This window comes from Acinetobacter sp. YH12249 (genome assembly GCF_013417475.1).
GTDB lineage: Bacteria > Pseudomonadota > Gammaproteobacteria > Pseudomonadales > Moraxellaceae > Acinetobacter.
Window position 1 is genome coordinate 31,242 of record NZ_VPDX01000004.1, and the last position, 16,783, is coordinate 48,024.

Annotated in this window: 15 protein-coding genes; 5 read left to right on the plus strand and 10 right to left on the minus strand. The window is 42.8% G+C overall.

What is annotated here, in order from left to right:
• The first annotated feature begins 182 nt into the window (after positions 1–182).
• Complete coding sequence (alr, locus tag FTV25_RS03370) at positions 183–1,253, plus strand: alanine racemase (RefSeq protein WP_180002232.1); 1,071 nt, start codon at positions 183–185, stop codon at positions 1,251–1,253.
• Positions 1,254–1,315: 62 nt separating this feature from the next.
• Here alr and FTV25_RS03375 read toward each other — a convergent pair whose 3' ends face one another.
• The 5 genes from FTV25_RS03375 to FTV25_RS03395 form a co-directional block, all read right to left on the minus strand.
• Positions 1,316–1,747: a BLUF domain-containing protein gene (locus FTV25_RS03375; RefSeq protein WP_180002231.1), complete on the minus strand. Its 432-nt coding sequence runs from the start codon at positions 1,745–1,747 to the stop codon at positions 1,316–1,318.
• A 114-nt stretch (positions 1,748–1,861) separates the two neighbouring features.
• On the minus strand, positions 1,862–2,596 hold the full coding sequence (locus tag FTV25_RS03380; RefSeq protein ID WP_180002230.1) for a proteasome-type protease: 735 nt from the start codon (positions 2,594–2,596) through the stop codon (positions 1,862–1,864).
• Positions 2,597–2,616: 20 nt separating this feature from the next.
• Positions 2,617–3,396, minus strand: coding sequence for a transglutaminase family protein (locus tag FTV25_RS03385; protein ID WP_180002229.1), 780 nt, complete (start codon positions 3,394–3,396; stop codon positions 2,617–2,619).
• The gene (locus FTV25_RS03390) at positions 3,393–3,995 is read right to left on the minus strand and encodes an alpha-E domain-containing protein (RefSeq protein ID WP_004783892.1); all 603 of its coding nucleotides are present in this window, start codon (positions 3,993–3,995) and stop codon (positions 3,393–3,395) included. Before FTV25_RS03390 ends, FTV25_RS03385 begins: the two co-directional genes overlap by 4 nt.
• 22 nt (positions 3,996–4,017) lie before the next feature.
• A complete protein-coding gene (locus tag FTV25_RS03395; protein ID WP_180002228.1) occupies positions 4,018–5,577 on the minus strand; it encodes a circularly permuted type 2 ATP-grasp protein in 1,560 nt (519 codons plus the stop codon).
• A 241-nt stretch (positions 5,578–5,818) separates the two neighbouring features.
• Here FTV25_RS03395 and FTV25_RS03400 point away from each other — a divergent pair, with 241 nt between their 5' ends.
• Positions 5,819–6,841, plus strand: a complete 1,023-nt coding sequence (locus FTV25_RS03400) for a YafY family protein (protein WP_180002227.1) — start codon at positions 5,819–5,821, stop codon at positions 6,839–6,841.
• Positions 6,842–7,335: 494 nt separating this feature from the next.
• The gene (locus FTV25_RS03405; RefSeq protein ID WP_004783900.1) at positions 7,336–9,006 is read left to right on the plus strand and encodes an FMN-binding glutamate synthase family protein; all 1,671 of its coding nucleotides are present in this window, start codon (positions 7,336–7,338) and stop codon (positions 9,004–9,006) included.
• Positions 9,007–9,090: 84 nt separating this feature from the next.
• On the opposite strand, the gene FTV25_RS03410 is transcribed toward FTV25_RS03405, so the two are convergent.
• The 4 genes from FTV25_RS03410 to FTV25_RS03425 are packed head-to-tail and all read right to left on the minus strand — an operon-like array spanning position 9,091 to position 12,829.
• Positions 9,091–10,134, minus strand: a complete 1,044-nt coding sequence (locus FTV25_RS03410) for an alpha/beta hydrolase (protein ID WP_004783902.1) — start codon at positions 10,132–10,134, stop codon at positions 9,091–9,093.
• Positions 10,134–11,273 carry a YdcF family protein gene (locus FTV25_RS03415; RefSeq protein ID WP_180002226.1) on the minus strand — a complete coding sequence of 380 codons (1,140 nt, stop codon included), beginning with the start codon at positions 11,271–11,273 and terminating at the stop codon, positions 10,134–10,136. The genes FTV25_RS03410 and FTV25_RS03415 overlap by 1 nt, the downstream gene beginning before the upstream one ends.
• Before the next feature lie 5 nt (positions 11,274–11,278).
• Positions 11,279–12,316, minus strand: coding sequence for a UDP-N-acetylmuramate dehydrogenase (gene murB / locus FTV25_RS03420; protein WP_180002225.1), 1,038 nt, complete (start codon positions 12,314–12,316; stop codon positions 11,279–11,281).
• Positions 12,317–12,319: 3 nt separating this feature from the next.
• Complete coding sequence (locus FTV25_RS03425) at positions 12,320–12,829, minus strand: low molecular weight protein-tyrosine-phosphatase (RefSeq protein ID WP_180002224.1); 510 nt, start codon at positions 12,827–12,829, stop codon at positions 12,320–12,322.
• A 118-nt stretch (positions 12,830–12,947) separates the two neighbouring features.
• Here FTV25_RS03425 and FTV25_RS03430 point away from each other — a divergent pair, with 118 nt between their 5' ends.
• Both FTV25_RS03430 and FTV25_RS03435 read left to right on the plus strand, forming a co-directional pair.
• Entirely contained in the window at positions 12,948–14,105 is a 1,158-nt protein-coding gene (locus FTV25_RS03430; protein WP_180002223.1) for an iron-containing alcohol dehydrogenase, read from the plus strand.
• Between the two features lie 54 nt (positions 14,106–14,159).
• Positions 14,160–14,594: a thioesterase family protein gene (locus FTV25_RS03435; RefSeq protein WP_180002222.1), complete on the plus strand. Its 435-nt coding sequence runs from the start codon at positions 14,160–14,162 to the stop codon at positions 14,592–14,594.
• 6 nt (positions 14,595–14,600) lie between these two features.
• On the opposite strand, the gene dnaX is transcribed toward FTV25_RS03435, so the two are convergent.
• Positions 14,601–16,688 (minus strand): DNA polymerase III subunit gamma/tau, encoded by a 2,088-nt coding sequence (dnaX, locus tag FTV25_RS03440; RefSeq protein ID WP_180002221.1) that lies wholly within the window; start codon positions 16,686–16,688, stop codon positions 14,601–14,603.
• Positions 16,689–16,783 lie beyond the last annotated feature (95 nt).

Below are 16,783 nucleotides of genomic sequence, written 5' to 3' on the forward strand. Positions count from 1 at the left end.
TTTATTTAGAATGCTTGCTGTGCATGAAATTATATAAATGAGCATGTCCATTTATAGTAGATAGGTCTACAATATTCACAATTTTGAAATGACCGCTTTTGTTTTCACAATCCTGTTATTTCTCTCCCTGTTTTGTGTGTTCCACACGATATTATTTTTGTCATCCCGCAGGAGTATCTAGGGTGCGCCAAGCTACAGTTTATATTGACAGTGAAGCACTGCAATATAATTTAAACCGTGTCAAACAACTTGCCCCAACCGCTAAAATCGTCAGCATGGTCAAAGCCAATGCTTACGGACATGGAATTAAAGACTGCTTAGCAGCCTTAAAAGATAGTGATGCCTTTGGTGTCGCCTGTCTGGAAGAAGCCCTGGAAATTCGTGAACTCGGCTACCAGCAACCCATTACCCTAATCGAAGGCATTTTCTCTGCAGATGAAATGCAGGTTGTGATCGATCAGAATATTGAAGTCATTGTGCATCATCAGCCACAACTGGACTGGTTACTGGCAAATAAAGAAGCCTATATTGCGAAAGGCCTAAAAGTTTGGGTAAAACTCAACAGCGGTATGAACCGTCTTGGTTTTAAAATTGATGTGATTAAAAATGTGATCAATCAATTAAAAGCAGAAGGTTTTACCTGCGTGCTGGCGATGCACTTTGCCAATGCTGATGCGGAACATCCTCTCAATGAACAGCAAATCCAGCAGTTCTTGGAAGTGAAGAATGACTGCGCACCTTTAATGGGTTCTTGCTGTAACTCAGCTGCGATCTATAAATATCCAGAATTGCATTTTGACTTTGTTCGTCCGGGCATCATGCTCTACGGCGCGACTCCATTTGCAGACAAGACTGTACATGATTTAGATCTAAAACCAGTCATGACTTTTACTGCCGAAGTGATTGCACTAAACAACATCAAAGCGGGTGAACATGTCGGTTATGGTTCTACTTTCACTGCTGATCAAGATATGACTTTAGCCATTGTTTCTATCGGTTATGGTGACGGCTATCCACGAGCTTTCCCGAAACAGAACTATGTTGTAATTCATGGCCAGCAAACCCGTGTGATTGGCCGTGTCGCAATGGATATGATTGCCATTGATGCGACTAACCTAAATCTGGAATTGGGTACTGAAGTCGAACTATGGGGCAAATCCCGTCTGGTCGATGATGTGGCTGAGGCCAATGGCACCATTGGTTATGAATTGCTTTGCCGTATGTCTGCCCGCCCGGTACGCAAACTAGTTTAAAGAAAAACTAGCCAAAAATAAAAAAGCCCAATATAAATTGGGTTTTTTTATAAAGTCAGCATTCAAGCTGATTTTTGCTCTTCATTTTCGATTAATGACAGTTCAAATAATAAAGCATCTACTTGTTCCTGGTTAAAATCATTAGGCGTAAAAACCTCAAATCCCATTTCTTGGCAGAATTGTTGAATAGAACTACGTTTAGAAATATATTTCATTGACCAGTCGCCAAAAGTACGCTGCTCAATCTCTTTGGTTTCAAATAGTTTAATATTTTTATGGCGTGAATCTTTAGACAGTCTCTCTGTCAGTAAAGCTTTTAAAACCAGACATTCCCCTTCCAGGCACTGGAAAAAATGTCCATCAGCAAAATAAAGCACCCCTGTTATTTGATTAGGATGATTAAAATCACGTGCTTCTTTAAGGATATCCGTTAAATCTTGAAGTAAGTCGGCTTTGGACGAGGTACTTTCACTGGCGTAACAAAATTGGTACATGCGGCTAACCTCTATTCTTATCTATGCAATATCGTATAGAAGTTAGCACTGTACACTAAGCAGTCAATTTTTACTAATTCTTATAAAAAATACTTATTTTTATTTCTATAAATCTTATAAGAAATAATCATTCGATGGTGTAGGTAATTCCGCCAAGCCTTTCTTTAAAGTTTCTGACCACTGTCGACTGATATCCGTAAAATATTCATCGTCTTCAGCAATACGCTTACCCTTTGGCATCATTAAGCTGTCTTTTTTATAGACAAGTACATCCAGCGGCATACCGACAGATACATTTGAACGTAAGGTAGAGGCAAAAGAAATCAGAGAACAACGTAATGCCTCATCGAGTGGCATCTCATAGGTCAAGGCACGATCCAGAATCGGCTTACCATATTTACTTTCACCAATCTGGAAATATGGCGTATCCCGTGTCGCGCAAATAAAATTACCTTGCGGGTAGATATGATAAAGCTGCATTTCCTGATTTTTAATCTGGCCGCCGACCAGAAAATTACAATAGTAAGTACTTTGTTCTAAACTATCATCCGTCACATTGGCAATTACTTTTTTGAGCGTATTACCCACCAGTTCCGCGACATCAAACATGGTCGGTAAACTCAGGATATTCGGTTCCTGCCTGAGCTCCAGCTGATTTCTGATATGTCCGATCACTGCCTGTGTTGTTGCCAGGTTTCCGGAGGCCTGGAGTACGATAACGCGTTCCCCATCTACCCCAAAGGTATATAATTTTCGAAATACCGAAATGTGATCCACACCAGCATTGGTACGTGTATCACTGATAAATAGCATACCTTGCTCTAAACGAAGGGCACAACAATACGTCATTTTTTGTCCTTATTAATGAATTAACATCCTAGTACCTGGACGATGGAATACATGGATTCCTCACCGCCTTCTTCTCTTACACCACGTACCGGTGCAACATCCCAATAGTCGCGTCCCACCGCAACATAGACATGCGCACTAGGCGTAAATAACAGGTTACTCACATCAAAACAGTACCATGCCTGTTCAATAAATACCTCAGCCCAAGCATGACTCGCCAGATGTGAGGCATTCTGTGCATAAAGATAACCTGATATATAACGTGATGGTAAACCTAAATGTTTACACATGGCGATAAAAATATGACTGTGATCCTGACAGACGCCCTGACGTGCTTCAAAAGCATCAATCGCAGAACCCTGTACCGTAGTACTATTTGATATATAAGGAACATGTTCGAGTACGGCTTGGGCCAAGCTGATTAAATGTTTACGAGTTAGTGCTGGAACATGCTGCTCTACAAAATCCTTCATCTCTGCATTGCATTTTGTGGCTTCTGTTGGCTGTAAAAATAGATATGGATTTAAGGAATCATTTAAGCCCTGCTCATGCGCGAGATTTAGCTCAACGATGCCTTGTGCCATGATCATCAGGCTATGATAGGATTCACGCTGTGTACTGGTCATCCAGAAATTTTTAAAGGCATCATGCCGAATCACTTTCTGACCCGGTACACTGACATCCCAATAATGCACCTTCTGATGTTCATTGGTGGAAGGCATCATTTTGATGTACTGAATACTGTTCCTCACCTCGGCTGTGTACGTGTATTGCGTTTGGTGATTCACCATCAATTTCATACATCAGCCTCGAACAAGCGATGAATATGATCACTAAACTGATAAAACTGCTTCAGATCAGGTGCAGCACGTAACTGTGTCCAGTATTGCTTTACACTGCCCCAGCCAATCTCACAGAGCGTATCCACAATATAATCAATTTTACATAAGGTACGGGTAGTATCCTCACCGAGACGTAACTGCTGATCAAGCTGTTCCAGACATTGGCCCAGACTGAAAAACAGAAATACATCTGATGATTCTGCTTCCAGAATTTCAGCACAATCTGTCACGACATCGCAGATATAACCGGCATTCTGATCCGCAGTTTTAATCAGTTTCAGTAGTTCGGAATAGGCTTTGCCAGACAATACACCGCGTAATTCCTGAATATTGTCTTTTGCCACCTGAAACTGTTGGGTAAATGAAGTCGGTTGGGTACTATCCAGAACCAGCTCATTTAATGAACTGGCATCAAACGCAGGCAAACAGAAAGCATGTGCATAAGCCACAGCGGCTTCATCATCTAAAAATGGAAAATGCGAACATAAAAACTGGGTACGAGATAAATAACGGCCTAACCAAAAAATATGTTGCGCATTGGTATTTAACAAAACCATGACGTTATCCTTCTTTGGAATGTTATGAATGTAAGTTGTCGACTACCCAAGTATCTTTGATCCCGCCGCCTTGCGATGAGTTGACCACCAGTGAGCCTGCCTGCATGGCTACCCGAGTCAGACCACCTGGCACAATTTCAGTACGGTAGGGTGAGCTCAAGACAAAAGGACGCAGATCAATATGTCGTTCAGCAATACCAAAATTGCTTAAAGTCGGACTGACCGACAAATCCAAAGTTGGCTGCGCAATGTATAAATGCGGCGCAGCTAAAATTTTATCTCTGAAAATATCAATATGCTGTTGAGAGGCTTGTGGCCCAATCAGCATGCCGTAACCGCCAGAACCTTGTGCTTCCTTGACGACCAGCTGATCCAAATTTGTCAACACATAGTCCAGATCTTCCGGATTACGGCATTGGTAGGTTGGAACATTATTTAAAATCGGTTTTTCACCCAAATAAAAATGAATCATTTTATCGACATAAGGATAAATCGATTTATCATCTGCCACACCTGTACCCGGTGCATTTGTGATTACAACATTATGCTGTAAATATGCGGACATTAAGCCCGGAACACCCAAAGTACTGTCTGGTTTAAAGCACAGTGGATCAAGATAGGCGTCGTCGACCCTTCTATAAATAACATCAACCTGTTGACGCCCACGTATCGTTTTTACATAAACCTTCGAGTTCTCAACAAAAAGATCACGTGATGTCACTAAAGGCACATCCATCTCCCTTGCAAGAAAAGCGTGTTCATAGTACGCACTATTGAAACGACCCGGAGTCAAAACCACAATGAATGGATTATCGGTATAGGCACTTTCCGCCAGAATTTCTTTTAAGAGTTTTGGATATTGTTCAATACCGGCAATATTGGATTGCTCAAACACTTTTGGCATTAACTTCTGGCTGATCTTGCGGCATTCCAGCATATAGGACACACCAGATGGCGTTCTCAGGTTATCTTCCAGTACATAAAATTCGCCTTTGGAATCCCGAATAATATCAATCCCGCTAATCTGGCTATAAATACTGCCTTTCAAATGATGCTGATACATATGCGGCTGATACGCCTCATGGGTGAGTACCTGAAGCTCAGGGACAATATTGGCTTTGAGAATATCCTGCTGATGATAAATATCATGTAGAAACAGGTTTAAGGCTCGAACGCGCTGTGCTGAACCGAGTGCCACCATATTCCACTGTTTACGAGCAATCACCCGGGGAATTACATCAAAAGGAATAGTCCGCTCAGTGCCTTGCTCATCTCCATACACGGTAAATGTAATACCGTCATAGAGAAAATGTTCTTTTGCCACTTCATTTAGCTGATTCAGTTCATCTAATGTATGCTGTGACAGCCATTCTTCAATTCGTTGACCTGCCTGGCTGTTCATCACCTGATGATTACGCATTTCATTGAAAAATTTCGAAGAAATCTCTTGGTATAAAAAATGCGGACTGTGCTTAATTGAAATATTGAGTGCTGTAGTATCTGTAAAATTTTTGCTTAAATCTGCTGCAGTATGATTTTCTACTGTTGTAATAGTATTTGTATCCTGGCTTTCTTTTAGCATACAAACCTCGTCATTGTAATCTATTATAATAAAATCAGAGCAATATCCATGCCATGACATCCGTTTCGAAGTCTGTATTAACCCAGCAAAGTGCCTATTCACTCAATATCATTTTTCACCAAGATGTTTACGGATTGTAGGACAATTGTTGCGCAGAATAACTTGCGAAAAAAATCCAGATTTCTTATTGTGGTAAGCTCATATTTAATTTGTTTCCACTGATTGCCAGTAAAAATACATTATGTCAGCACAAGAAAAAGAAACCTCCAATAGCCTTTACCGCCAATGGCAAATCTTGTCGCGTCTTTCTACCGGCAAATGGATGGGAACCCGTGAACTCCAGGAAATCCTGAATCGTGAAGGGATCGAGATCAGTTTGCGTACCATTCAGCGTGATCTGAACCAGATTGCCCAGCGTTTCCCGATTGAGAGCAGTAAAACCACGCCCCAGGGCTGGCGCTGGCGTTCAGATGCCCCAATTCAAAGCTTGCCGCATATGACCAGTTCGCAAGCGGTGACCTTTATGATGGTGGAAGAACACCTGAAACATTTGCTACCACCTAGTCTGATTGAAGAAATGAATCCCTGGTTTGATCTGGCTCGACGCAGCCTGTCTTCACAAAATAACGTACGACAATGGATTAACCGGGTCAGAATCGTGCCAGCTACCCAACCGCTTATTCCGCCTGTCGTTGATAAAACGGCCCAACAGGCGATTTACGAAGGCCTGTTACAGGACAAACAGCTGGAATGTGTTTATCAGGGTCGTGGTCATAATGGCGAAGAGAAAACCTATATTTTAAATCCGCTGGCATTAGTGCAAAAAGGTTCAATTATCTATCTGGTCTGTACCCGTCATGATAAATCGGATATTCAGACCTTTGCCCTGCACCGTTTTAAATCAGCAGAGGTGCTGAATTCTCGTGCCCTACACCCGGTAAATTTTGATATTGATGAATATATTGAATCTGGCGCTTTAGGATTCCGGGTCGATTTTAACCAGCCAACGGAAAATGTATTGCTTCAACTGAGCATGCCTGAATCTGATGCGCACTATTTTGAAGAAAGTCAGCTCAGCAAAGATCAAAAAATTGAAAAAATTGAAAATGGCATAGCCCTGATTAGCGCAACTGTGCCTTTTACCTCACAACTGGTTTGGTGGTTACGAAGTTTTGGCAATAAAATCAAAAATATCGAACCAAAAATAGTGGCAGATGCTGTTTACCAAGTAGAGGAAATTGATTTAACTTCTTCTAAAGAATAAAAAAGTCCCCATTTTGGGGACCTGATCAATTTATCATTTTATTTTTATTATTGCTCTGGTGATCTGTTACTGAGCCAGTCTGCTTTCCTCTTGCCCCAGAAAACAGACTGGATGTGTCACATTAGAAATTAAAGAGTCCGGCAACATGAGCAAGCCAGCTCTGCATTATTAAAACGGATCGATTTTTTTGTCATAATTTACACTCCTGCTGTGGGGATAAAAATCACTATAGAGCGCTTAAGCCTATTTTTGAAATAAAAAGATAGAGCGCTTAAGCCTGTTTTTGAAATAAAAAGAATGCATGCCTTTTGCACAATTTTTCCATAGAAGATTATTTGGAAAATTTATTATCTATCTAGAAGATAAGTATGGCGGCCATTAAAAGACTTTCAGCAAGTTTATAAAATTAAAAAACAATTCTATGCTTGTATAAGCCAGGAAGCTCTGCACATTATTAAACGCTATCGTAGTGGAAATAGGGATTTAATTTCATAATGGCTAACCCTGCGCAATTAGTACGACACAAATTACTTAATACTTTCTTTTCACGGCATTCAGTCTGGTTTGCCTGCATCACCATCGCCGTTATTTTTACGATTTTTCATATCGGTTATGAGCCGCGCTATATTTATTATTTTATGCCGGCAACCTTAGTAAATACACTATGGATCGTTAGTATTCTGCTGAGCCTGCTAGGCCTATATGACGTCTTGCAGAACAGACATTCAATCTTAAAAAATTATCCGATTATGGGTCACTTCCGTTTTATCTTTGAAGAATTCCGCCCCGAAATTCGTCAGTATTTTATCGAAGCAGATCGGGATGCTTTGCCATTTTCACGTATGCAGCGTAGTCTGGTGTATCAACGGGCCAAAAATGAAAATTCAGATAAGCCCTTCGGCTCAATCATGAATGTCTATGAAGAAAACTATAAGTTTATTAGCCATTCCCTCACCCCTTGCCGACCTGCTGATCCAGAAACCTTTCGCATTCTGATCGGCAATGAACAATGTACCCAGCCTTATTCTGCTTCCATTTTGAATATCTCGGCTATGAGTTTCGGGAGTTTAAGTGCCAATGCGGTTCGGGCTTTAAATCTTGGTGCGCAAAAAGGCAAATTCTTTCATGATACCGGTGAAGGTAGTATCAGCCCTTATCATCTGGAACATGGCGGTGACATTGTCTGGGAAATTGGTAGCGGCTATTTTGGCTGCCGGACCTTAGAAGGTCAGTTTGATCCGGTAAAATTTGCAGAAAAAGCTAAGCTACCTCAGGTAAAGATGATTGAAATCAAGCTTTCACAAGGTGCCAAGCCTGGACATGGGGGGATTTTACCTAAAGCCAAGATTTCAGAAGAAATTGCTCAGATTCGCGGGATTAGCCGTGAACATGACTGTGTCTCACCTTCTGGACATCCGGCGTTTAAAACCCCGATTGAAATGATGAATTTCATTCAACAACTACGTGAGCTTTCTGAAGGTAAGCCAGTCGGATTCAAGCTTTGTCTGGGTCAACCTTGGCAATTTATGAGTATGGTGAAAGCCATGCTACATACCAAAATTTATCCTGATTTTATTGTGGTAGATGGATCTGAGGGCGGTACCGGTGCTGCACCAATTGAATTGATTGACTATATGGGTACTCCTTTAAGAGAAGGTCTTTTGTTTGTGCACAATACCTTGGTCGGTGCAGGATTGAGAGACAAGATTAAAATTGGTGCAAGCGGGAAAATTATCAGTGCCTTTGATATTGCTAGTACCATGGCACTTGGAGCTGACTGGGTTAATTCAGCGCGCGGATTCATGTTTGCAGTCGGATGTATTCAGGCTCAAAGTTGTCATACCAATCAATGCCCTGTGGGAGTCACTACTCAGGATAAAGAGCGTCAAAAAGCCCTGCATGTCCCGACTAAGGCCGAGCGAGTATTTTATTTCCATAAAAATACAATGCATGCCCTGTCTGAGCTAATCGCTTCAGCAGGTTTAAAACATCCTTCTGCTATTAAACCGCATCATCTGGCACAGCGAATCAGCAATCATGAAATCAAGAACTTTGCCCAGATTCATTTCTGGCTTAAAGAAGGTGAATTATTACATTGCGAAAATAAAGATGAGGAAAATTTCTATTTTCGTATGTGGAATATGGCCAAATTGGAAAGTTTTTAGACTTAAAATAAGTGAAATTTAATCGAGTTAGACAAGAAAAAGGCGTTTACTAAAACGCCTTTTTTTAATTGAGAGTGTCACAGTCTAATAATAGGTCTTACTGCCATGCGCATGTAAAAAGGCTGGAATTAAACCTGTTAATGCTGCACGGATATCCGCGCGTTCATTAATCAATTGATGTGAACCTTCTTCCAGCATTAACAAAGTTTGCAGGCGGAACTTGCGACGGATAAATTCAATATTATAACGCCAGTCCACTGTCTGATCCTGAGCACCTTGAGCTAACCAGACAGGGATTCGGCAAGCTGGACGTGCTTCCATTTCCTGCATCCAGCGTGACATCGCCAGAATCCAGTCCATGCCCATCATGCGGGGTTGCAAAGGATCTTTGAGGCGGATAAAACGCAGAAATTCAGGATTATGGTTATTACGACGGAAATGACGTGGTACTTCACGCTTGATCCGGCTGATAATGCCGAGTCCGAGCGGATTATGCCACCAGGCAGTTTTAGCCGGACGAATCAACGGTGACAATAACAGCACGCGATCTACAAACGGATTTTCACGTCGTTCTGCAAATTCGAGCAAATGATGCATCCAGATCGCACCACCGGTACTCTGTCCAATACCGACCCATGGTTTAGGTAACTGCTCGGCATGTTTGACATAGCGATATACCGCATGCAAAACCTGCTGATAATGGTCAAAATTCTGGATACTGGCAGATGAACCATCACTCAGACCATGCCCCGGCAGATCATAGGTTAGAACGCTAAAACCCTGTTCCAGCAACTCACGTACGATCGGCTGATAAATTCCGCTATGTTCCAGATATCCATGTAATAGAAACGCCGTTCCCTGAATTTTGTCAAAACGGGTATTTTCTAGATTAGGTGTAAATACTTGCACATGCAGTTTAAACAGCGGCATCTGTACATAGCCCTGCCAATGCTTGCAATCCAGTAAATCAAAACCATACAGTCTGCGATAAGACAACAGATCAATAGTGGGCTGGTCATCCCTATTCAAGTTTAAGGGCTGTAAAAGCTGTGGCGTTGTTTCCCTGCTTGGCACAGGTAAATCCAGCTGTTTCAGGATGGTCGGGTTTAAAAACGGAATATCAGACATTAAGGCACCTCCCGACAGTCACTGGAGCCAAACCACATATCGCGGATAGTGGCCAGCATTTCATAATTGGCACGGCGACTATGATCATAATTTTGTCGACTTGGACGCCAACGGGTCAAGGACTTCGGCATCGGTGCTTCCACTGGAATCGTTTGAATACCATTCAGTGCAAACAGACGACGGGTACGCGGCATATGATAACGGTCGGTAATCAGAATCACAGTCGGTGCCCCACCTTTTTTTTGCAATAATAACGAGCTGAAACGGGTATTTTCACAGGTATTCATGCTGCGGTCTTCAAGCAATTTGGCATCGACATTGTAATTTTGTAACCAGCGCTGCATATACGGCGCTTCCACACCACTCAATACGATCGGTAACTGATACTGTTTTTCAACTGCGAGTGTAGTTTCCAGACGCAAACGGGTATAGTCATTGACCACAATGTCCTTACCATTTTCATGTAAAGTTAAACCACCACCTAAGACCACAATGGCATAAGGTTTAGACTGATTTACCGGTTTCTGTTGCTGCTGTTCTTGCAGTAAAGCCAGATCTTCCTTGATTTCCTCTTTCGCTGTGACCTGTACGGCACTCGCTTCTTCATCTTCCAGAGGATGAGTCGTCAAGAATTCAATATATTGCTCAATCCGTTCCTTGTTTTCATTACTATCCCATTCCAGCAGTTCGCGGACCTTCTGAGTCGGGTCAACGGCTTCCACAGGTTCTTGCTGGGACAATAAAGGCACTTGTGCAGGTTGGTTCTGTTCTGCTTTTTCTTCCTGCTGTTCACGCTGATGTTCTTCAATCATCTGTTGCAGTATCTTGTAGCGTGCCTGAATCAGCATCAGATTGGACGAATGATTTTTCTGGATATCCTGCTCCATCACACGCAAATAAGCCTGACGGGCAATCCACTGATCAGAACCTGGTTCAAGCGTATCATCTTCACTCAAGGAAGCCATTTTCTGGCTTTGTGCTGCAACTTCGTTAATTTCAAAGGAAACAAATCGATTGAGTCCCTTAACCACAAGCTGCGAATAAAATGGCGAATAGATCAACATCACCAGACAGCCGAAAAATACAAACAGTCCTGCGACGATTTGTACTAAACGGACCATCCAATGGGTGTTTTTCATATACGTTATTTATCCTGATGAGATCGAATTAAGCCTTTACAATCAAATAATACCGGTTCAGGTTCGAGCATAATCTTGAATTTGTCCCAGACAGCCTGCTGTACTGCGCCATAGGCTTGACGGACATCCGTCAGAGAAGCATGACCATAGTTCACCAGAACCAGTGCCTGTTTATGGAACATGCCTACTGACCCAAGCTGTTTCCCCTTCCAGCCTGCCTGATCAATCAGCCAGCCTGCCGCCATTTTAACCTGATCATTGGCCTGCGGATAATGGGGCAAATTAGAAAAATGCACAGCAATTCGGTCAAAAACCTGTTGATTTACGATAGGATTTTTAAAGAAACTTCCCACGTTTGGAAATTCTTTAGGATCAGGCAGTTTGCTCTGACGAATCCGGATCACCTGCTGCTGCAAGTTTTCTGCTGTGAGATTACCACCCACCGCTGCTTTAAGATCACCATAATTCAGTTTCAGATTTGCCTGTTTTAGTAATTTAAAAGTAACGTGTGTAATCACATAACGTGTTGGATCATCTTTAAAAATACTATGACGATAGGAAAAATGACAGTCTGAAGCAGGAATGGAATCAAATTTTTTCAGCTTACGGTCATAGACCTCTACCGCATGAATAAATTCGCCGACTTCGACACCATATGCCCCAATATTCTGCACTGGAGATGCGCCGACCAGTCCGGGAATCAGGGCCAGATTCTGTAGACCATAGAGTTTCTGTTCTGTCGTCCAGAGTACGAAGTCATGCCAAACTTGGCCCCCACCTACCCGCAGACATTGATGCTGCTCATTTCCTTCTAGCATTTCAATGCCCTGGATATCCATATGCAGGACGAGAGCATCAATCTGTTCCGGCAATAACATATTGCTACCGCCAGAAAGAATCAGCACATTCAGTTGTTGCTGCTCAGCAAACTCCAGTGCAGCAATCAGATCATCAGTTGATTGGATCCGGCTGTAGTAAGCGGCAATCACTTCGAGATTTAGCGTATTAAAAGGTTTAAGTTGAACCTGAGTCTGAATCTGCATGACTTAAACCTTTTCTGTTTGATGTTGTTTAAAAATTTCTACCCAGGCCCGACTGCTAGACTCACATTGGTTCAGGACACGTTCAAAACCATCTGCCCCGCCATAATATGGATCTGGCAAAGCCTGTTTTGGATAAAGCTGATCATGTTCACTCATTAAAGCAACCTGAGCACGCAGGCGTCCGAATTCTGCCTCTGCCTGATGCTGGAGCGCCTGAATATCTGCCAGATTTTCCAGATCCATCGCTAGAATCAGATCATAATCAATAAAATCATGGGTTTTGAGTTGACGCGCACGCAGGCCAGAAAGATCATAACCCCGTTTTAAGGCATGTTGCTGGCTACGCAAATCAGGTGCTTTCCCCGGATGGTAATTACTGGTTCCTGCTGAGTCGACCACAATATCGAGTTTCTGTTCATCACAATAATGTCTGAGTACCACTTCTGCCGTGGGAGAACGACAAATATTTCCCAAACAAACACATAACACCTTATATGGCGTTCTGGATGACATAAACAACCTCAGAGTTAATCATTTTCAAGATACTTATGTTAAGTTATTTACCTGATGAATCCTATATCACCGCCCCATAATAATTTTGTATTTGCGATAAAAATTAAAGGATAAAGACATGAATCGATTTCAGTTTCAAACCGTTCCCAACATCATCGCCGGCCTCGGCACGATTCAGGAATTATCCTCTATTCTCAAACAGGGCCGTTATCTGCGTGTTTTACTGGTCACTGATCCAGGCATGCTACAGCATCAATTACACCTGCCTATTCTGGAAATTATTAAAGATGCGGGACTGGATTATGCAATTTATTCCGATGTACAGGCCGATCCACCTGAGCATGTAGTGCTTGAAGCAGCAGATTTTGCCAAACAGGAAAATGTCGATATCGTGATTGGCTTTGGTGGTGGCAGCTCTATGGATGTCGCCAAGCTGATCGCAATCTTGAGTCATCCGGCACAGCACCAATCTTTGTCTGATCTGTATGGCGTAAATCAGGCTACTGGCCCCCGTTTGCCCTTGATTTTGGTTCCTACCACTGCAGGTACGGGATCTGAAGTTACTCCGATTTCAATTGTTACTACAGGTGAAACTACCAAAACCGGAATTGTGGCACCGATCCTGTTTGCAGATACTGCTATTCTGGATGCAACCTTTACCCAAAATCTGCCGCCCTTAATTACTGCTGCGACCGGCATTGATGCCATGGTCCATGCCATTGAAGCTTATACTTCTAAAATCAAAAAAAATCCCTATTCCGATATGCTGGCCAAGCATGCCTTAAAACTGTTAAATGGCAATCTACAACGTGTGCTGGACGATGGTCAGGATCTAGAGGCACGTCAAAACATGCTGGTCGGCTCGATGCTAGCAGGTCAAGCCTTTGCCAATGCACCGGTTGGGGCTGTGCATGCACTGGCTTATCCATTAGGTGGGCATTTCCATATTTCACATGGACATAGTAATGCACTGGTATTAACTGAGGTGATGAAATTTAATACGCCGGATGCCAAAGCCCTCTATGCCGAACTGATGTGCTGGTTAGATCCACAAAGCAAAGGCTGCCATGATGGCCTGACTGACCTGTTTATCGATCATTTTAATAATCATCTGGTGAAAAGTGGCTTAACCCTGAAACTTAAACAGTTAGGAATTCCTGAACATATGCTAATGATCATGGCCGAAGATGCCATGAAACAGAGCCGCCTGTTACAGAACAATCCACGTGAACTTACTCTGGAAGATGCTTACAACATTTATCAGGCGATCTATTAGATTTAGGATTATTTTCGACTCAGCAGATCTAGCCACTACAAGTTATTTAAAAATATGAAAGCAGCTCTTAAACAACGCGAACATTATTTATTTTTTCTGCCGATACAGACTCGTTGGGCGGACAATGACCTGTATGGCCATGTGAATAATGTCACTTATTACAGCTATTTTGATACAGCCGCGAATGCCCTTTTGATTCAGGAAGCCGCATTTGATCCCAAATATTCTCCAATGATTGGACTGGTGGTCAGCTCACAATGCCAGTTCAATCAGGAGCTGTCTTATCCGGAAATTATAGAGGTAGGTGTCGCCATAGAAAAAATGGGGAATAGTTCTCTCAGCTATGATCTGGCAATCTTTAAAATGAATTCTGATACGGCAGCAGCTCAAGGCAGTTTTGTGCATGTGTTTGTCGATCGCTACACACGAAAAAGCACACCGATTCCAGCTGAAATGCGGGATGCTTTAGCGCGTTTTGTCTCAGCCTAAAATATTTTATTTCAGCTGAATATTGTGCAACTCACCATCAAACTGTTCCAGCAAGTCACGTACAGCCGGTTCGGCATGCAGTAGCTCTTCTGCGCGTTTAAAAGCGCGTACTTTACGTTCTTGCTGCATGGTATATGGCGTTAACTGCTCTACATCTTCAAACTTCACCTGGAAAATAGTCTGCGGCCATTGTTCCCGCAAAGCTGCTTCCAGATTATGTTGTAGCTGCGATAAAAGCGGCTGATAACGCTCTGGAATATGAAAGACCGATGCTGCATTAATCTGGCCAGTCATGATGCCATACTGAGCCAATTCCTGAACTGCCGGAGATAACTGGCTGTTACGGAACCAGAATTCCCATTTTTCTACCGTCCATTCACCCTGCATATCCTGTACCGGAATTTGCAGAATATCCTGCGGCATCAGATTACGGTCTGTAGAAATATTTGTATTTGCAATCTGAGTTGATGCAGCCTCTGTCTGAGTAGAAATTTCCGGCTGGCTTTCATCTGCTTTATGAGTCACTTGTTCTGATTCAGGAGTCGAGGCATCCAGATTAAACTCCGGTTCTTGTTCTACTGGTGCAGCAGTATCATTTTCAGGAATGAATTCTTCTAAGAGGAAATCATCACTGCTGGCTTCAGGGCTGGATGGAACAGGTTCTGCATGAACATCGTCAAAACCAAACAGACCATCTTCCAGATTTGGATCAAATACAATCTGATCAGACTCAGATTGTTCTACCCTAGTTGATTCAGCTTGTATAATTTGAGGCTCAGAATTAGTTTCTGGCTCGTCTTCATCCAGAAAATCATCCGAAGATGGTTCAGACTGTGCAGTGACTGGATGATTATCCTGCTCGTCTTCATAGCCAGCATCTAATGAAAAATCTTCTCCAGTAGCTTGAGCAACCGGCGCACTTTCCTGCTGCGTTATCTGATTTTGCTGTGGAGCTGATGCAGCTACAGCTTGTGATATCTGAACTGTATTGGCTGGAATTTCATTTGGCTGTAACGGACGGAAGGCTAGCAAACGTAGCACCGTCATCTCAAAGCCTTGCTCTTGCGTAACCGCAAGCTGTAGGTCAGCACGACCTTTACAGGCGATCTGATAATACAGTTGCAAATCTTGTGCTGAAATCAAAGCCGATAACTGCATGATCTTTTGATTGATCTCGGCACTGTATTTCAGACTTAAATCTGGCAGGTATTGTAATAAAGCCAGTTCATGCAAGGTAGAAATCAGCTGATCTAATACCAGTGATACATCCAGCGCCTGCTGACGGAATTGCAATAATAATTCGCTAACACGTGCTTTCTGGTTCTGATGAATCGCCAGAATCAGATCATAAATGATGGTTCGGTCGATCAAGCCTAGCATGTCTTTGACATCCTGATGCTGGATCGCCCCCTGACCATAAGCAATCGCCTGATCGGTTAAAGACAAAGCATCACGAAGCGAACCCTGTGCTGATTCGGCAATCTGCCAGATTGCATCCTGATCAGCCTGAATGCTTTCTTTCGTCAGGATATTGCCCAGATGTTCGGTAATTTCATCAACGGCCAATGGGCGCAAAGTAAATTGCAGGCAGCGAGAAATAACGGTAATCGGCAGCTTTTGTGGATCTGTGGTAGCGAACAGGAATTTGACATGCTCCGGTGGTTCTTCCAGTGTCTTTAATAGAGCATTGAAAGAATGCGTGGACAGCATATGTACTTCATCGATCAGATAAACCTTGAAACGACCCTGAGTTGGCGCATAAGGGACATTGTCCAGCAGCTCACGGGTATCTTCGACTTTGGTACGTGATGCCGCATCGATCTCAATCAGATCAATGAAACGACCTTCATTGACGGCGGTACACGTCGGACACACCTCACAAGGAGTTGATGTAATACCGGTTTCACAGTTCAAGCACTTCGCCAAAATACGTGCAATCGTGGTTTTACCAACACCACGCGTTCCCGTAAACAAATAGGCATGGTGCAAACGGCCACGCTCCAGTGCGCTGGTTAAGGCACGTGAAACATGGTTTTGACCGACCAATTCGTTGAAATTGCGGGGACGGTATTTTCGCGCAAGTACTTGATACATGTATGCTCCTTTTTACAGGTCTAAGCATACTGTTTTTTTGATAAATAGTGAATGAATTAATCAGTTATGATCTGGAGAGATAGGCCTATCAATCT